This window comes from Rossellomorea oryzaecorticis (genome assembly GCF_038405515.1).
Lineage (GTDB): Bacteria > Bacillota > Bacilli > Bacillales > Bacillaceae_B > Rossellomorea > Rossellomorea oryzaecorticis_A.
Window position 1 is genome coordinate 1 of record NZ_JBBYAF010000041.1, and the last position, 15,923, is coordinate 15,923.

A 15,923-nucleotide genomic window follows, 5' to 3' on the forward strand; every position below is an offset into this window, starting at 1 on the left:
GCCAGCAAGCGAAAGCGCGGTAGAAAATATGAAAAACTAAGTAACCCTAAGAATAGTGAAGTATGTGTCCAAACTTAGGGGGTTAAACCGTTATCTTCCATATTTTTGATTTATCTGCCGTTTTTTCGATATATCTGCCATTCTTTATATTTCGACAATTTCCGAAGAATACTCGTCCCTCTTTCATCAACAGTTTCCACTTCAACGTCATCTTTCTTTCATCGACCTTCCCACTCCAACTCGACCCGTCCTCCCTTCGCCTCAAAAAAACCGACTCCCGCAGGAATCGGTTTTCATTTTATTGAAAAATCAAGAGGCTTTCCGCTGATGATTGTCCACTGAAACGCCCTGCCTGATCAATCGCGGAGCAGTCGCAATCAAGAAAATCAGTACAATCGAACATAACAGGGCGGAACCGAGCATCGTTACCCCGTTTGCAAAAAGCGAGAAAAGTACAGGGGACATGCCTTCCGGAGCATATTCTTTAAAGAAGATGAACCCTGCAATGAAATGCCAGAAATAGCGGGCAAAACTCCCGACAACCGTTGCTGCGACAACCCACATATAAACTTTTTTCTTATTCTCCGCCCGCAGTGATTGCTGAATGCGTCGAAGAAATAGACCTGCGAATCCAATGAAGGTGAACGCGATAAAGTACTCGATGATCATTTGAACAGGAGTGACAATCCACGCGTTTCCGAGGGCCACCTGCAGCACTCCCCAAACAAATCCTGCCAAGAGGCTCGCTTTAAATCCCCTCCGGAATGCCAGAATGAAGATCGGCACCATTGAAAATGAAATAGAGATACTAGGCGATAGATCGATAGAAGGCAGCAAATCAAGAATGATTGCAAAGGCAGCCATTAATGAGGCTTCTATCAGTACTACTAAACTTAAAGATTTCATAAAAAAATCTCCCCTTTTTTCCAAACGAAACCATAAGGGAGAGTTAGCAAATATAAATAGGCATAAAAACCCATCTATCGTCCACATTCCTACGCTAGTGCTAACTAACAGGTTCAAAGGGTCAGAACAGGCAGTGCTGTTCACTCTCAGCATATCGCTCCCCTTGTGGTCACGTTTATATAATTTTTACTTCAGTACGTATTATACATGAACATATAAGAGATTAAAAGAATTTGCGGACATGAAAATGAAGATAAGGTCAGGGACGTTCATTAAGCGGGTCGTGCAGGATGATGACCGGCATTGACTTGGGGGCAACCATGAAACCATAGACTCTGCCTTCTTTATCTTTGTAAGCAACGGAGTAATCACCGAATTGCGGAGAAAATTCCACGTCCTCGTATTTCAGTTCGAGATGATTGTACTTCCAGCCTACATATAGCTTGGTCGCTGCGCGGGCAGTAAGGTGTTGAACAATCGTAATCTGATTTGCGGCAATAAATAATATAATGGCTGCGATCGAAATGATTCCTTTACTCGCTCTTGACAATCTCAGCATCAGTTCCTCTCCTCTCCCGGAATTCTAACCAGAATATTCCGTATACTGTCTATTATATACCTATTCACTAGGACATGACAAAAGAGCTACTTTTTTTATCCAAATATTTCTGACGCTAATAAAGAGCTGCCAGAATGACAGCCCCTGTATCCAGTTAGAGGATACCCTTCAATATCCTTTTAAACGAGCGTTTAACTCTACCAACCCTTTCTCCATAAGACTTCCGAGTTCTTAAACAAACGTTTGTTTAATTCTCCAGCATTGTAACCAGCCTCGACAAGCCGCTGTCCAATTCATGAATCGGGACGAAGCGTGCTTTCCTCATCATCTCTTTCCCTTCGACAAATACAATCAGTACGGGCACCGTAAAAATCGAGTACTCTCCTGCAATCTCAGGAATTTCATCGGCATCTGCATGAATGGCTGAGATGGTCGGATATTTCTTCAACACCTCCTCTACTTGAGGCAGTAAAGCATGGCAGACAGAGCAATTTGGCCTTGAAATATATAAAAGCACCATTTTTTCTTTTTCAACCGTATGTTTAATGTCTTCCAGAGTATGTTGTTCTTTCACTTTCAATTCCCCTTCCTTTCTGCATGAACTCATATTGTTATGTATTCCCGTTTTCCCCTGCAAGAATCCTTGTGCAGGGCATGTTTATTTTTTTCACAAGCCGGGAAAAGAATGACTGTATTCGAAAATGATATTGGAGGAGATTCACATGAAACCGACAGTTAAAGAATTCTATAATGATAAGGAATTAATTTCGGAAGTGGAAAAGTTATCTTCTCAAGGTATAGACAAAAAGAATCTGTATGTGTTATCCCATGATGATGACCGTACTGAGCGTGTGGCCGACAATGCCAATGCAAATGAAATCGGCGCGAAAGAAACAGGCATTGGGACGGCTGTAGGAAACATGATCCTCAGCAAAGGCGATGAACTGCGCAATCAATTACAGGAGATGGGCTTTTCAAAAGAGGAAGCCGATCAATACGAAGAAAAGCTGGATGAAGGTAAAATATTATTGTTGGTTCAGAACTAGAATTTTATAATATAGGCACGTGAAGGATGATTCCGTGAATCATCCTTTTTTTTTTCAAAAATATACACCTTCCCATTTTCAGGCCGCTTGAATGAAGGTCCTGAAAATCCGCGCCTGATCAATTCCCTCCTCATAAACATCATCACCCCGCCATGACCGACAATCAGTATATCCTGATTCTCTGAGATGACCCTGTCTACGATTCTCTTAATTTTCTCCAGAACCACTTTCTTGCTTTCGGCCTGCGACGGATGATTGAACCACCACGCCATGCGAATGGCAAACAAATGAATGAACAGAGGCAGCTTCACTCGTGATGGAAAAAGAGGTGTCAACGGAATTTCCCTTAAGTCATCCAGCAAAATGACATCTCCCTTAAACACTCTTCTGGCTGTCACTTCTGCTCTCCTCATACTGCTGGAATAGCAGGTTTCCCACTTAATCCCGCTTAACTCAACCTCATTCTCTTCCACATCAGAAGCTTCATATTCTTCCACCCAGTTCATCAGCTCCTTTGAGGATACGATTGAATTAGGGTAGCCTCTTTTAACTTTAAAGTGGCGGATTAGTCCGATTTTCATTGTGGTCTCCTTTGGGTCTTTTTAAGAATTATAACTGTTATTAAGATTGTTTGGAATTATTTTCTATTTATGTTTTGTTTTGCATTTTTGTTAAGTGTCTTGCCGGGACTAGATTAGAATCATTCTTAAAAGATCATAAAATTTTGAATAGGATCGTATTTTTGGAAATGGGATCATAAATCCGTGGACAGGATCGTATTTTCGTAAACAGGATCATAAATCTGAAAACAGGACCATAAATCCTGAAATAGGATCATATCCCTCCCCCAATCCAAATAGTGTAATAAAAATAAAGGAGTTTTCACCTTCAATAGCGAATGATGTATTATCAAAGTTTAAGGAGTGATGTTTTGATACTTAAAGATCGACCAATCCCTTTAAAAATTTTACAAAATGAAGCCTTATTACCTCGGCTTGTCCCCTTTCATGAGATAAGGCCCCAAATCGAGCTTGATCTGAAGAAAAGAAGAGCTGGCTTCAATGGCGAGAAAGCCGTAGATTATCATCTGAGCTTTCTGACCGGTAAACATTATTGGTTGTTTCACGACATAAGGCTTCCCCTCGACCCTCACTACTTTCAAATTGACACCCTTCTTCTTACCCCTTATTACGCACTGATCATCGAAGTAAAGAACATATCCGGCATTATTAGAATCGACCCTCAAATCAAACAATGTACCCGAATCTATAAAGATACCACCGAAGGATTCATTGATCCGATTTCCCAAGCAAAGCGACAAAAGCATTTCCTGCAAAAGTGGTTATCACTCTATAAGATTCCCCCGATGCCGATTGAATATCTGGTCGTCATCAGCAACCCCTCCACCACGATTGAGTATAACTCCCGCCCGGAAGCAGGTTCACCCTACCTGAATATCATTCATTCCCAGAACGTAATCGATTCAATCATTGAATTAAATCATTCATATCAAACTAGCATACTCCCGGATAAAACTCTAAAAAAAATTAAAAAACTCGTCCTTACACTACACGAAGAGGCCCCCTCCAATTGTTTACAAACGTACAATCTGACGAAAGAGGATATCCTCCCAGGGGTCCTGTGCGGACATTGCGGTCACTTACCTTCGAAGAGGATTATTAATTCCTGGTCTTGTGAACGGTGTGCGAAAGTATCATCGAATAGTCACTTGAATGCAATCAACGATTATTTCCTTCTGATTGATAAAAAAATAACCAATCAAGATTTAAGGACCTTTCTTTGTCTTCCTTCACGTAAAGTCGCCACTCTACTATTACAAAAATCCGGCTTAGTGACAAACGGGCAAGGAAAGGGAACCTTTTATACAAAACCGTAAAAAGGAGCATGCAGCCACAAGCTGCATGCTCCTTCCTTCTATATCATTAATCCTTCTTAACCTACCCCAATGAAACATCCAAAATCATCATCACCACAAACCCTGCCATCAGTCCCAGGGTTGCAAGGTCTGTGCTTCCGGACGATTGTGATTCGGGTATGAGTTCTTCGACGACAACGAAGATCATTGCTCCTGCGGCAAATGCAAGCGCATATGGCAGGATCGGCTGGACGAGGATGACGGCTGCTGCACCGATGACGGCCGCAATCGGCTCCACAATTGCGGAGAGCTGGCCGTAGTTGAAGGCCCTAGCCCGTGACATCCCTTCTCCCCGGAGCGGAACGGAAAGGGCCGCTCCTTCAGGCATATTCTGGATCCCGATACCGATTGCAAGACCCAATGCCCCCACGACCGTTGCATCTCCAATACCCAAAGCCGCCGCTCCAAAGGCTACACCGATTGCCAGCCCTTCTGGAATATTGTGAAGGGTGATGGCCAAAAAGAGCAAGGTTGATTTCTTGAACTTTGTCGGAGGACCTTCAGCTTTCTCCTTTGCATTGCCTAGATGAAGGTGGGGAACCACAAAGTCAAGAAGCCTGATAAATAAGCCTCCAAGTAAAAATCCGATGGCGGGAGCAAGCCATGGAATCTGTCCGTTCTGTTCACTGAACTCAATTGATGGCGCCAGCAGTGACCAGAAGGAAGCTGCGATCATGACTCCTGCCGCAAACCCGAGCATCATATTCATCACATGCTTCTCAATTTTTGTAAAAAAGAAAACCGTAGCAGCACCGAGGGCAGTCAATCCCCATGTCAGGGTTCCGCCCAAAAGTGCCTGAACAGTCGGATTCAACGCTGTGAACCAATCCATCATAAAAGCTCCTCCCATGTGTTCTGTTAGGTCTATTTTGCTCTAAGGAAAATTTTTTTGTCAAAGGAAATGTTTGAGTGCCAATACAAAATCCTGCTTTTCTATTTATATGATATCCGCCCAATTTTGTTCCTGCTTCTTTTCCTAATAGTAAAAGAGCCAAGCGCCCAGTTAGACGCTCAGCTCTTTTACCACTTTTCTTTAATCTCTAAATGAATATTTCCAAACGACGAAGTTCACAACCAGGAGAAGGACTAAATAAACATAAATCCCATAACCAAACGTCAATGATAGAACATGCAGGCCGATGAATGCCCCGATGATGATATAGAACGGAAGCACTTTCCAGCCATCGCTTTGTTTCACTCCATCAAAGCTTTCTGAAAAAGGAAGTCCGTCACTCAGTAATTTATAGCACACAACCGTGTAAATAAACGCACTGACAAGCACGGCGATAAGTCCGGGGAGTAACTTCATACCAAAAAGGAAAAGGAAACATACTGCCATCACTAAATACAGAGGGATGAAAAGTTTTGCAAGGAATGCTTTAAGGGTGCCCTTATGAATCGCGGCATGCCTCTCGACTGGTGCCACCTTATAAATCCATGACCCTTTATATTTACCTGAATACCCCAGCTGCATCACGACTGTCGGGATGACAATCAAACTCGCATAAATGGACAAGTACACCTTGCTTGAAGAGAGATCTACAAATGAAGACATCATCAAATGATTGAAGATAAAGATAAACGGCAGGACAATCGCAAAACCAAGCCCGGGGTAGACTTTTAATTTAAACTCCCGCTCATTCTTCATCATATAGTGGGCAAATTGGTAAAACGCACGCTCTTCCCTGCTGTAGCACATGAGCTTCATGAGGCTTTTACCTATCGGATTGGATTTCTTTCTTCTCTTTCCACCGTGCGAATTAAGTTTCTGCAGATTTTTCTCAAAGGTAGGAAGTATTTTAATGTAGATTCCCAAAGCTGCAAACGGAAAAAGAAGCGCCATCACCGAAAACAGGATGACCAGGGTGGTGTTATCACCGTTCAGTACCCATTCAAACAGGGATCCGAACCACATCGGAGGGAAGAATACCTGCCACCATTGTGCTGTGAAGGCAACCTGCAAATCGACAAATTCAAATGATCTCGCAACCACTTGATAACCTACAGCCAGTCCAATCGATAGCCCGATTTGCACATAGTTGATGATATCCTTTAATTTTTCCCCGTCAAAATATTTTAATATAAGGTAATAGAGTAAAGCTGTGAACACGACAATCAGGATATCAGATAACAAAATCCCCGCTAAAAACAGCAGGAAGAACCAAAATCCCTGGTTGATCAACGCCACAACCAGCGGAATAAGTGTCATTGCCGCTGTTAAGAAAAACAGGTATACACACACGTGGATGGTCTTCGCCAGGCTGATCGTCTTTTTCTCCACCGGTTTTGTAAATAAGATTGTATTGTCACGTATGTCCAAAATGACCACCGAGAAATCCGAGATCATTGATGTCATAATGATGAACATGATGACTGAAAATGCGATACTCATTTGAAAAATATAGTTCTCTCCGATTAATACGAAAGGGATGATGAACAGCCCAAAAAGTGCATAGATCCAAAGCGATTTTATAAAGCGGTTTTCACCTTTCGATTCTTTCCCTTTTTTTCCCTGCTGTTGAAATACAGTCGGGACTCTGCGCTGGTCCATGGTGAATTTGACCTGCAGAATTCTGCGGAGGGCGGGATAGTCGAAGCCCATTTTTTCAAAGATCCCACGAAACCAATCGAGAAACAGAAGTGTACGAAATTCCTTCATCCCCTACACCTCTTGAACAGCAGAAACAATCTTCTGAGCCGTTTCCTTGTGCTCATTAAATCCGGTCAATTGGTTGAAAATCTCTTCAAGCGTCCCTTCACTGTTCGTATTCTTTAATTCTTCGAAACTGCCATCCGCGACAATTAATCCATTATGCAAAAGAATGATCCGGTTACTGATTTTTTCTACAACATCCATGATGTGGGATGAATAGAATATGGTTTTACCCTGAGCTGCCAATTGAGCAAGAAGCTCTTTAAAAACCATGACTGAGTTCGCATCGAGACCGTTGATCGGCTCGTCAAAAAAGAAGATATCCGGATTATGGAGAAGGCTTGATATGATCAGTATCTTCTGTTTCATCCCCTTTGAATAAGACGCAATGCGAGAATGATAGACTTCCGTCAAACCAAACAGTTCAACTAATTTCCCTGCCTTCTCTCCCGCAGCTTCTGCTTCAAGCCCATACAATTCGCCGATGAACGTCAAATACTCTTCCGCAGTCAGGTTGTCATACAGGTCGGCCATTTCCGGTACATATCCGATTCTCTTTTTATACGCAGCTGATTGGGTCGATATATCCTTCCCAAAAAGCTGCACCTGACCGGCATATCCTTCTTCAAGACCAAGGATGATCTTCACGGTCGTACTCTTACCAGCTCCATTCGGCCCTATGTATCCGATGATCTGACCTTTATATATCTCTAAATCGACACCTTTCAATACTTCTTTAACCCCAAAACTCTTCCTAAGCCCTCTTATCGATAAAATCGGCTCATCTCTCTCCTCCATGATGTCCCCTCTTTTCTATGTATTTACCATCAATGCTAACATAAATTCCCTTATCTGGAATATGCACCTGCTACACTATTGGACGATTGCCATTGAATAAAGGGTGTGATTTTCGAGTTTTATTTGGATTAATTGCTCATTCACTGTTCACTAACAGAGTGCCAATTTCCAAAAGAACTTTGATAATGGATTATTCTTAGTCTTAATCGTTCCAGCTGTTGATTGGAGTGGAAGACGAAGACTCCTGCGGGAAAAGTGGCCAATGTGAGACCTGTCCAGCTCTGGCGGCTAGCCCCTCGAGGTCATAAGCTAAATGGTCCAAGAAGGCAAAAGGCGCCTTCTAGGCCCATTCAACTTATGCTTGTCGGGGCTGAACGAGCCGCCTCCGCTTTTCTGACCCACAGGAGCTCAGCGACGAGGAAGCTCACCGGCCGCCCGCGGAAAGCGAAGTCTTCCACGGAAATCAACAGCGGTATTAAGAAACCAAAACTTTTTTCCAAAAAACACTTCTAAAATGGAAGAACATGTTATATACTTTAACTGTATTAAGACACATAGTACACTGTATACAGTTGGGAGGGTGGATATGTTTGAACTTGATTTAAGAAGTCGGAAGCCCATTTACGAACAGTTGGTGGAAAAGCTGAAAGAACTGATGATCAATGAAGTGCTGAAGCCTGATGAGCAGTTGCCTTCCGTACGGACATTGGCTCAGCAGCTGACGATCAATCCGAACACGATCCAGAAAGCATATAGGGAACTTGAATCTCAAGGATATATTTATTCAGTGAAAGGGAGAGGTAGCTTTGTCAATCCTTCAAGTCATATTCAAAATGCGGAGAAAATCATGAAAGTGAAAGAGGAATTATCCAAACTTTTATCAGAAGCTCTCTATTTGGGAATAACCGCTGAAGATTTAAAAGAAATGATTGTTGAAATCGAGGCATCAGTTGGGGGGAATCAAGCTGATGATAGAAATTAAAAGTGTTAGTAAAGCATTTGAAAGAACGGAAATCATTCATAATATATCGTTTTCCATCGAGAAAGGATCCATCTACGGACTTCTTGGTTCGAATGGGGCAGGCAAAACAACCCTCTTGCGGACGATTGCCGGGATTTTAAAGCCCGATCAAGGAGAAATCACTCTTGAAGGTGAGCCGATTTTTGAAATGACGGGAATCAAAGAGAAAGTGGTCTTCCTTCCAGACCAGCCATTCTTTTTCACTCATTATACATTGAAGCAGATGGCTCAGTTTTATCAAAGTACGTACAGCCGATGGGACGAGGAATCCTACCATCAGCTGACATCATTATTTGAAATCGATCCGGATAAAAAGCTTCATAAGTATTCAAAAGGGGTACAGCGTCAAGCTTCCTTCATTCTTGCCCTGGCTGCCAAGCCCGATGTGCTGGTGCTGGATGAACCGATTGACGGACTTGACCCTGTTGTACGAAAAAAATTAAAGAATGTACTGATCACAGAAGTGGCGGAAAGGGAAATGACAATCCTGATTTCCTCTCACAATCTGAGAGAGGTCGAGGATATATGCGATCACATCGCCATCCTTCATCAAGGCAGGTTCCTGCTTGAAAAAGAACTTGATGACCTTAAATCAGGCATCCATAAAATCCAGCTCGCCTTTAAAGGGGACGTCCCCGCCGGACTGTTCAACAATCTGGATGTCCTTCATAAAGAAACAAGGGGCAGTGTCCTATTATGCATTGTGCGCGGTGAACATGAAGATGTCGAACGACTGATCCGTTCTTATCATCCAGTCATCTTTGATTTACTGCCACTGACGCTGGAAGAAATCTTTATATATGAAATGGGGGATGTTGGATATGCCATCCAGAACATCTTGGATCAATAAGGAACTAATCATGCAAAGCCTGCGGAGTGTAGGCTGGCTGGGAATCGTTTATTTTATCGGGCTGTTGTTTGCACTGCCGATTGACATCCTTGGTAAACTGACCAATCCCAATCTCACGTATTACAACAATATCTATGAAAATCTTTTCAAAATGCAATATCCGATTCAAATGGGACTGATGTTCCTTATTCCTGTATTGCTGGCAGTGTTTCTTTTCCGATACTTGCACGTTAAACAGCCGGCGGATTTCATTCACAGTCTGCCGATCAAACGAAATAAGATCTTTCATCACACTTTGTTCACCGGACTCGGAATCCTGCTGATCCCGATTCTGCTGAATACACTATTCCTTCTAGTACTCTATTGGATTACTGAATTGAATCTTTACATTGATGCAGCAGACATCTTCATCTGGGCCGGAATCACCCTGCTGATGACATTCCTCTTCTTCTTGACGGGAACGTTCATTGCCATGGTTACCGGACTCTCAGCTGTGCAAGGTGTGCTGACCTACATCATCTTATTACTGCCGGCAGGAATGTTCTTATTGGTTACCTTCAGCCTGAAGCAGCTCCTGTTCGGATTCCCGACGGATTACTACTATACGATCAAGATTGAAGAGTATTCACCGATCGTCAAGGCAGCCATGCTTGAAAATAAGATGATTTCAGGATGGGACGCACTCATCTATGCAGTTCTAACGATCGCTTTCTATTTCTTAGCTCTATTACTCTATAAAAACAGAAAAATAGAATCTGCATCACAGCCGATTACATTCCAGCTGCTTCAACCGATTTTCAAATACAGTGTGACTTTTTGCGCCATGCTTGTCGGAGGGATGTATTTCACCGAAGTGCAGGGTCAGGGATACTGGATCTGGTTCGGATATGTTGTCGGTGCATTGATTGGGTATTATGTTGCCGAAATGATTTTACAGAAACATTGGAGAGTTTTTCACCAGTGGAAAGGATTCGTTGTATATCTCCTGGTGATCGGCGCCGCTTCTCTTCTGTTTCAATTCGACCTCTTTCAGTATGAAAAGAAAGTCCCGGAATCAGGCAGCATTAAGGAAGCTTATGTCGGATACAGCTATTATGACATATTTAACAATGAGGCAATGGTCGGCAGCGTCAGCAAGGACGGGTTCGTTCCCGAGATCAAACGCGATCCACTGCTGAAAGAAGCAGATTCGATTAAAGCAGTACGGAATCTCCACAAAGCCATCATTAATAAAGGAGAAAGGTCGACGGGTTACGACCGGATGCCTGCTTTCTTTTACTATAAATTAGAAGACGGCAGCACGCTGGTGCGAAGCTACGAAATTGATCAAGATGATCTTGAAGAGTACTACTCGGATTTATACGAAACCCGGGAATACAAAGAAGCGACGAACGATATCTTCCACATTGATGAAGAGAAAATCGATAAATTGACGCTCCACCAGGAATTCACCGCCGGAAAGACCGTCACCATTGTCGATCCTGAAGAAATCAAAGAAGCGATCAGTATCTTAAAGCAGGAAATTTACAATGAAAGCTTCGAAGATCAAAACAGGCTGAGTACCTTCTCCGTTGAACTTCTGTTATCCAATAACCAGCGAACAGGCATCAGCGTCCGCAATACGTATGATCAATTCGAAAAATGGCTACGGGATAAAGAATACCTGGAGAAAATTAAGGTGACAGCAGATGACATCGAGTGGATCTATGTCATCGATAAAAAAGAACATACCCGTGAATTGATGAAAGCAGATTACCCTGGCGACATCTTCCCTAAACTGAAGGAACAGGGAACGGGGCTTGAGCTTAAGGAAAGAGAAAAGCTCAATGAAATACTGGAGAACATCAGCTATGACAGACAGAAAAATCCTTATCTTGTCGGCATTAAATACAAAGGACAGCCACACGTTGATGTAAGCGGACTTACCGAAGAAGACGCCCCTTCCTTTGTAAAACAAGCCTTTGAATAATATGAACAGAAAGAATCGAGGTGATATCCATTGAGTGCAAAACTCATACACATTGAATCCCCTTCATTCGAGGATGTGTATCTTCAATTTCACCGATTGATTTATCACATCGCCTATAAATTGACCAAGGACGCCTGCCTTTCAGAAGACATCGTACAGGAGACATTCTTGAAAGCTTACCGTAAATGGGATACCCTGATTGATTTCAGGAAGATCCAGTCCTGGCTTTCATCCATTGCCAACCGGACAGCCATCGACTTTATCCGGAAGGAATCGAAGCGCAAAGAGGATCTTGTGGACGATCAGGAAACCTATGATTCGCCATTCATCGTAAGTTCAACCAGGATGGTAGAATCTGAAATCGACTTTCATTTCCTTGAAGAAGAGATTGAAGAAGGAATCGGGATGCTTCCTGCCCCTCAGCAGGAAGTCCTCCGATTAAAGGCGATCCAGGGTCTCAGCGACAAGGAAATCGCTCAGAAACTGAACCTCAATCCTGCAACTGTCAAAACCCGGTACCACCGGGCGAGGAAGCAGTTAACTTTATTAATGAAGAAGTCAGCTTAAAGACTTGGAAACCCGGAGTGATGGCGGCTCCGGTTTTTTTTATTGTCGTTCAGGTTCGCTGTAGTTTGATAGTTTCCCGTTCTAATCAAGTAGACTGGCTGGTTCCTCTGCTCGCTTCAATTAGAATGATTCTTAAAGGATCATAAATCCCCAGAACAGATCGTATTTTCAAAAACTGGATCATAAATCTCCAAAACGGATCGTTATTTTTTTAGAATGAATCATAAACCCCTTAATCGCACTTTGATGCGGATGTATTCAAGCTAAGTTACCACTGTTAAGAGACCGTTTCTATATAAGATCAATTCCAAAAACCTAAAAAAAGGCTGATCCCGATGGAAAATCCCCACGGAGATCAGCCTCTTTTCTTAGTACGACGCCCTCGTACTCTTGAAACCAGCCTTCATCATATATTCAGCATGAAGCAGCTCCACCTCAAACAAGGTGATCGGATCGAAATATCGTTCCGGCTGTTCTTTCATTTTTTTCAATGTTTCTTCTTCTGCAGCAATTTCTGCTTCCGTTTCTTTGATGGTGAGGTCAAGCTGATTGAACGGCTCTGCAAAGAAGGATTTCACGTCCTGATCCAGTGATTTTTCAAACAGGTCGAATTGAACGAAAAACTTGTTTACGACGGATGCGGTCGTTTCGGAATAATCCTCGTTTTCCAGGTAACGTTTGTATTGGTTATAAAGCAGGTTCTTGTTCTGAGGGATCCCTCCGAACAGTTTACCCGCACTCTTCAACAGGAATTGACCAGGCTTGAATTTGAGAAGAATATTTTCTTTTTCGATTTGTGCCCTGGTCCCCATCCGGCTTACATCTCTTCTCCAGTCATCGACAACTCGGAAGTCGCACTCAAGGACCACACGATCTTTGCCAAACAATTCGTTAAAGGTCGTGCTCATCTCATTTAAGTAGTCCTGTCCATCCTGCAGCTCCTGTCTGGAGGACTGGAGCCAATTTTCCAATATGACCATGTAGCGCGGCATGAGATCTTCCTGAATATACGTCTGGATTCTTGAGTTCATGGCTTCATTTAATTCTGTATGAATTTGTCTGAAGTCACTCTCTTCCGTAATCAGTTCTGAGCATCCACTCAATATTTCAGGGATTTTCTTAGAGATTTCTTTCTTTATTTCTTCTTTCTTTTTATGGAACGATTCTTTTATTACTGTTGTCTTGTCGTTTTGCATATCTCCCAGGTAGTTATGGAAGCCGTTTAAGCGGACAAGAATGTCTTTATTTTTCTCGATTGAATCTTTTAACCCGAGTTCCTGGTTCTTTCGCTGGGCGAATAAGTCCTTCAACGTTTTTCTCACCAGGTAGAAAAGCTTCACTCTTCTCTCGGCTTTCAGGACCCCTGGGTTAAGCAAGTAGTGTTTTTTCAAGAAAGTTTCCACGTCTCTTTGCTGAAGGTGTACCGCCTCAAGGGACGAATACGGCAGGACTTCAGCATCCGGGAACCATTCTCTCGCTTTCGCACGGACTGAGTCGATGATTTCTTCTGAACGGCCGGCATGATCAATCTTATCCATTTTGTTCAGAAGGAAATGAACATTTACAGGCTGACCGATTTCCGTTAATGTTCTCAGCGTCTGGCGGTCTTCAGCATTGAATGGAGAATCGGCATTCAGTACATAGAGAAGTCCGTCAGCAGCAGGATAGAATGAAGTGAGGTCTTTTAACCCCCGGCTGTTCGCCTGGACGTCAATCAGCGCACTTCCATTTTTCTGGAGAAATTCAGAAGGCAGTTTGTACTCAACAAACGCTTCCCTTTCCATCAATTCTTCAAAATCTGCAATACTTTCCACTTTTTCTGCACCGCGATCATGAACTTCCATTACTTCAGCCTGGCTGCGATGATATCTGTACACAACGGTCGAATGTTCGGCCTCTCCCACACTCTCGCCGAGCACGGATTGTACAAATGATGATTTACCACTGGACTCGCTGCCTGCAACCACAAGGTATTGCTGGCTTGTATCAAGAAGCTGTTCAGCGATCCACTTGGATTTATAAGAAACAGGGGCCTCATTTCTTTCGGACCATTCAATTATTTTATTAAGGAGAAGAATGGTTTCTTCCATCTTGAATGCCGGATATTCCCCTTGTAGAAGCAGGCTCTCTGCCTCCTCGACAACCATTGGATCAATGGAGTAGGAGAATACATCATTCCATGCCATCACAGCTGAAGATGCAAGCAGCGGCTGCTCCTGTTTACTGATTTTCAGCCAGTTCGTAAGGAGATCAGGCATGATACCCTCAATCTCTTTTACAAGATACCCTTTTTCAAGAAAATGAAGATATGCGTACTGGAATTGAGATGAAATATCCTCCCATCGTTCACCCGGCTCCACTTCTACATATTCAAAGATCGTGTTGACCGTGGACATCCATTCAATATGAGTGGCCGAAACCTCTCCGTATGATTCCCATAAGCTCTGCACCAGATCTCTGAATAACTGGCGGTCCTCCTCATAAACGGTAATCAGTACATCGTAATAATAGTTAGGCGTGAACGTTGCCGCATAGCCCATTTCTGCATACTCCAAGAGCGCGCGGAACCATTCCTGTTCACTGGTTCTAATTGACTCATTCACAGCAAGCTCTACAGCGTTCTTCCAATCCTGCTGTTCCTCATAGAATGATTTCGCAAGTTGAGCTACAAGCGGATAGTCAGGATCGGTATTCACTGCTTTCTCAATGATTCGATACGCTGATTTCAACTTGTTTCTCTCTATGTAAAGATGGAACAGCTGAAGGGAGATCTCCATCGTCAGCACCGTGCTTTCCGTCGAGATCCCGGTGTATACATCTTCCGCAGCCGAAAGCATGCCTAATGCATAATAGGAATCGGCGATATTTTTCTTAGCCCATGGTTCAAGCTCATTCAAAATGCTCTCCCATTTATAAATAGCCGCTTCATAATCCTTACTGTGAAAATAAACCTCACCCTGTGCATAGCGGATGTACGTTAAATCATACGGTTCATTCTGCTGCTCCTCCACAAACGCTGCACCAAGTACTTCAATAGGATGAAGGGTCGATTCATTTTCTATTAAAAAAGTTTCATAAAATGACTTCTCCATCAATAATTTTTCTTCTATCATAATGTCCTCCGTTATATGTGAATCCACTTTGGAAAGGACTCACAGACTAGTCTATGGCTATCATTCTATCAGAATTTCACCGGGATAAAATTTCATTTCGTTTTCATTTTCTAATTGATGCTTTATACTGTGAATCCTTCGACTTATATTCATTACACAAGAAAGGACTATCCATTACTAAAAGGCTACACCCTTAAAGAAAATAGATAGTCCTAAATATTTACCACCTTTTTCGGAGGTGTAAACTATAGTGTTGATTTATTTTTAATGCTTGCCGGGGCTGACCAAGCCGTCTGCGCTTTTGTTTCATCCAGCTCCGACGGCTAGTCCCTCGAGGTCATAAGTCAAGCCGGCATAAAAGGCAAAGTCCGCCTTTTTTGCCGACTCGCCTTATGCTTGTCGGGCCTGACCAAGACGTCTGCGCTTTTGTTTCATCCAGCTCCAGCGCCTAGCCCCTCGAGGTCATAAGCTAAATTGTCCATGAAGGTAAAAAACACCTTCACGG

14 protein-coding genes and 1 riboswitch are annotated in these 15,923 nt (G+C 42.9%); of the genes, 6 read left to right on the forward strand and 8 right to left on the reverse strand.

Features of this window, described 5'->3' with window-relative positions:
* Nucleotides 1-309: 309 nt before the first annotated feature.
* The 3 genes from thiT to AAEO50_RS17200 form a co-directional block, all read right to left on the reverse strand.
* Nucleotides 310-906: an energy-coupled thiamine transporter ThiT gene (gene thiT / locus AAEO50_RS17190; RefSeq protein ID WP_341985545.1), complete on the reverse strand. Its 597-nt coding sequence runs from the start codon at nt 904-906 to the stop codon at nt 310-312.
* A gap of 69 nt (nt 907-975) precedes the next feature.
* Nucleotides 976-1,080: riboswitch (TPP riboswitch) on the reverse strand.
* A gap of 85 nt (nt 1,081-1,165) precedes the next feature.
* Nucleotides 1,166-1,465, reverse strand: coding sequence for a hypothetical protein (locus tag AAEO50_RS17195; protein WP_341985546.1), 300 nt, complete (start codon nt 1,463-1,465; stop codon nt 1,166-1,168).
* Nucleotides 1,466-1,712: 247 nt separating this feature from the next.
* The gene (locus AAEO50_RS17200) at nt 1,713-2,072 is read right to left on the reverse strand and encodes a thioredoxin family protein (RefSeq protein ID WP_341985547.1); all 360 of its coding nucleotides are present in this window, start codon (nt 2,070-2,072) and stop codon (nt 1,713-1,715) included.
* 115 nt (nt 2,073-2,187) lie between these two features.
* On the opposite strand from AAEO50_RS17200, the gene AAEO50_RS17205 reads away from it, so the two are divergent.
* Nucleotides 2,188-2,511: a general stress protein gene (locus tag AAEO50_RS17205; RefSeq protein ID WP_175986676.1), complete on the forward strand. Its 324-nt coding sequence runs from the start codon at nt 2,188-2,190 to the stop codon at nt 2,509-2,511.
* On the opposite strand, the gene AAEO50_RS17210 is transcribed toward AAEO50_RS17205, so the two are convergent.
* A complete protein-coding gene (locus AAEO50_RS17210) occupies nt 2,508-3,092 on the reverse strand; it encodes a histidine phosphatase family protein (RefSeq protein ID WP_341985548.1) in 585 nt (194 codons plus the stop codon). The genes AAEO50_RS17205 and AAEO50_RS17210 overlap by 4 nt on opposite strands.
* 350 nt (nt 3,093-3,442) lie before the next feature.
* Here AAEO50_RS17210 and AAEO50_RS17215 point away from each other — a divergent pair, with 350 nt between their 5' ends.
* Complete coding sequence (locus tag AAEO50_RS17215; protein WP_341985549.1) at nt 3,443-4,408, forward strand: nuclease-related domain-containing protein; 966 nt, start codon at nt 3,443-3,445, stop codon at nt 4,406-4,408.
* 61 nt (nt 4,409-4,469) lie between these two features.
* On the opposite strand, the gene AAEO50_RS17220 is transcribed toward AAEO50_RS17215, so the two are convergent.
* The 3 genes from AAEO50_RS17220 to AAEO50_RS17230 form a co-directional block, all read right to left on the reverse strand.
* Nucleotides 4,470-5,282 (reverse strand): ZIP family metal transporter, encoded by an 813-nt coding sequence (locus AAEO50_RS17220; protein ID WP_341985550.1) that lies wholly within the window; start codon nt 5,280-5,282, stop codon nt 4,470-4,472.
* A gap of 198 nt (nt 5,283-5,480) precedes the next feature.
* A complete protein-coding gene (locus tag AAEO50_RS17225) occupies nt 5,481-7,106 on the reverse strand; it encodes a hypothetical protein (protein ID WP_341985551.1) in 1,626 nt (541 codons plus the stop codon).
* 3 nt (nt 7,107-7,109) lie between these two features.
* Nucleotides 7,110-7,898 (reverse strand): ABC transporter ATP-binding protein, encoded by a 789-nt coding sequence (locus tag AAEO50_RS17230; RefSeq protein ID WP_341985552.1) that lies wholly within the window; start codon nt 7,896-7,898, stop codon nt 7,110-7,112.
* 586 nt (nt 7,899-8,484) lie between these two features.
* On the opposite strand from AAEO50_RS17230, the gene AAEO50_RS17235 reads away from it, so the two are divergent.
* From AAEO50_RS17235 to AAEO50_RS17250, 4 genes are read left to right on the forward strand one after another with little or no spacing between them, the layout of a single operon-like run.
* Nucleotides 8,485-8,880, forward strand: coding sequence for a GntR family transcriptional regulator (locus tag AAEO50_RS17235; RefSeq protein WP_341985553.1), 396 nt, complete (start codon nt 8,485-8,487; stop codon nt 8,878-8,880).
* A complete protein-coding gene (locus AAEO50_RS17240; protein ID WP_341985554.1) occupies nt 8,867-9,769 on the forward strand; it encodes an ABC transporter ATP-binding protein in 903 nt (300 codons plus the stop codon). The genes AAEO50_RS17235 and AAEO50_RS17240 overlap by 14 nt, the downstream gene beginning before the upstream one ends.
* On the forward strand, nt 9,741-11,738 hold the full coding sequence (locus tag AAEO50_RS17245) for a DUF6449 domain-containing protein (protein WP_341985555.1): 1,998 nt from the start codon (nt 9,741-9,743) through the stop codon (nt 11,736-11,738). Before AAEO50_RS17240 ends, AAEO50_RS17245 begins: the two co-directional genes overlap by 29 nt.
* A 30-nt stretch (nt 11,739-11,768) precedes the next feature.
* Nucleotides 11,769-12,305 carry an RNA polymerase sigma factor gene (locus AAEO50_RS17250; RefSeq protein WP_341985556.1) on the forward strand — a complete coding sequence of 179 codons (537 nt, stop codon included), beginning with the start codon at nt 11,769-11,771 and terminating at the stop codon, nt 12,303-12,305.
* Nucleotides 12,306-12,673: 368 nt separating this feature from the next.
* On the opposite strand, the gene AAEO50_RS17255 is transcribed toward AAEO50_RS17250, so the two are convergent.
* Complete coding sequence (locus tag AAEO50_RS17255) at nt 12,674-15,418, reverse strand: GTP-binding protein (RefSeq protein ID WP_341985557.1); 2,745 nt, start codon at nt 15,416-15,418, stop codon at nt 12,674-12,676.
* Nucleotides 15,419-15,923: the final 505 nt, after the last annotated feature.

Coding starts and splice junctions, on each gene's coding strand:
- thiT (WP_341985545.1), bottom strand. CDS start 906: ATGAAATCTTTAAGTTTAGTAGTACTGATAGAAGCCTCATTAATGGCT.
- AAEO50_RS17195 (WP_341985546.1), bottom strand. CDS start 1,465: ATGCTGAGATTGTCAAGAGCGAGTAAAGGAATCATTTCGATCGCAGCC.
- AAEO50_RS17200 (WP_341985547.1), bottom strand. CDS start 2,072: ATGAGTTCATGCAGAAAGGAAGGGGAATTGAAAGTGAAAGAACAACAT.
- AAEO50_RS17205 (WP_175986676.1), top strand. CDS start 2,188: ATGAAACCGACAGTTAAAGAATTCTATAATGATAAGGAATTAATTTCG.
- AAEO50_RS17210 (WP_341985548.1), bottom strand. CDS start 3,092: ATGAAAATCGGACTAATCCGCCACTTTAAAGTTAAAAGAGGCTACCCT.
- AAEO50_RS17220 (WP_341985550.1), bottom strand. CDS start 5,282: ATGATGGATTGGTTCACAGCGTTGAATCCGACTGTTCAGGCACTTTTG.
- AAEO50_RS17225 (WP_341985551.1), bottom strand. CDS start 7,106: ATGAAGGAATTTCGTACACTTCTGTTTCTCGATTGGTTTCGTGGGATC.
- AAEO50_RS17230 (WP_341985552.1), bottom strand. CDS start 7,898: ATGGAGGAGAGAGATGAGCCGATTTTATCGATAAGAGGGCTTAGGAAG.
- AAEO50_RS17235 (WP_341985553.1), top strand. CDS start 8,485: ATGTTTGAACTTGATTTAAGAAGTCGGAAGCCCATTTACGAACAGTTG.
- AAEO50_RS17240 (WP_341985554.1), top strand. CDS start 8,867: ATGATAGAAATTAAAAGTGTTAGTAAAGCATTTGAAAGAACGGAAATC.
- AAEO50_RS17245 (WP_341985555.1), top strand. CDS start 9,741: ATGCCATCCAGAACATCTTGGATCAATAAGGAACTAATCATGCAAAGC.
- AAEO50_RS17255 (WP_341985557.1), bottom strand. CDS start 15,418: ATGATAGAAGAAAAATTATTGATGGAGAAGTCATTTTATGAAACTTTT.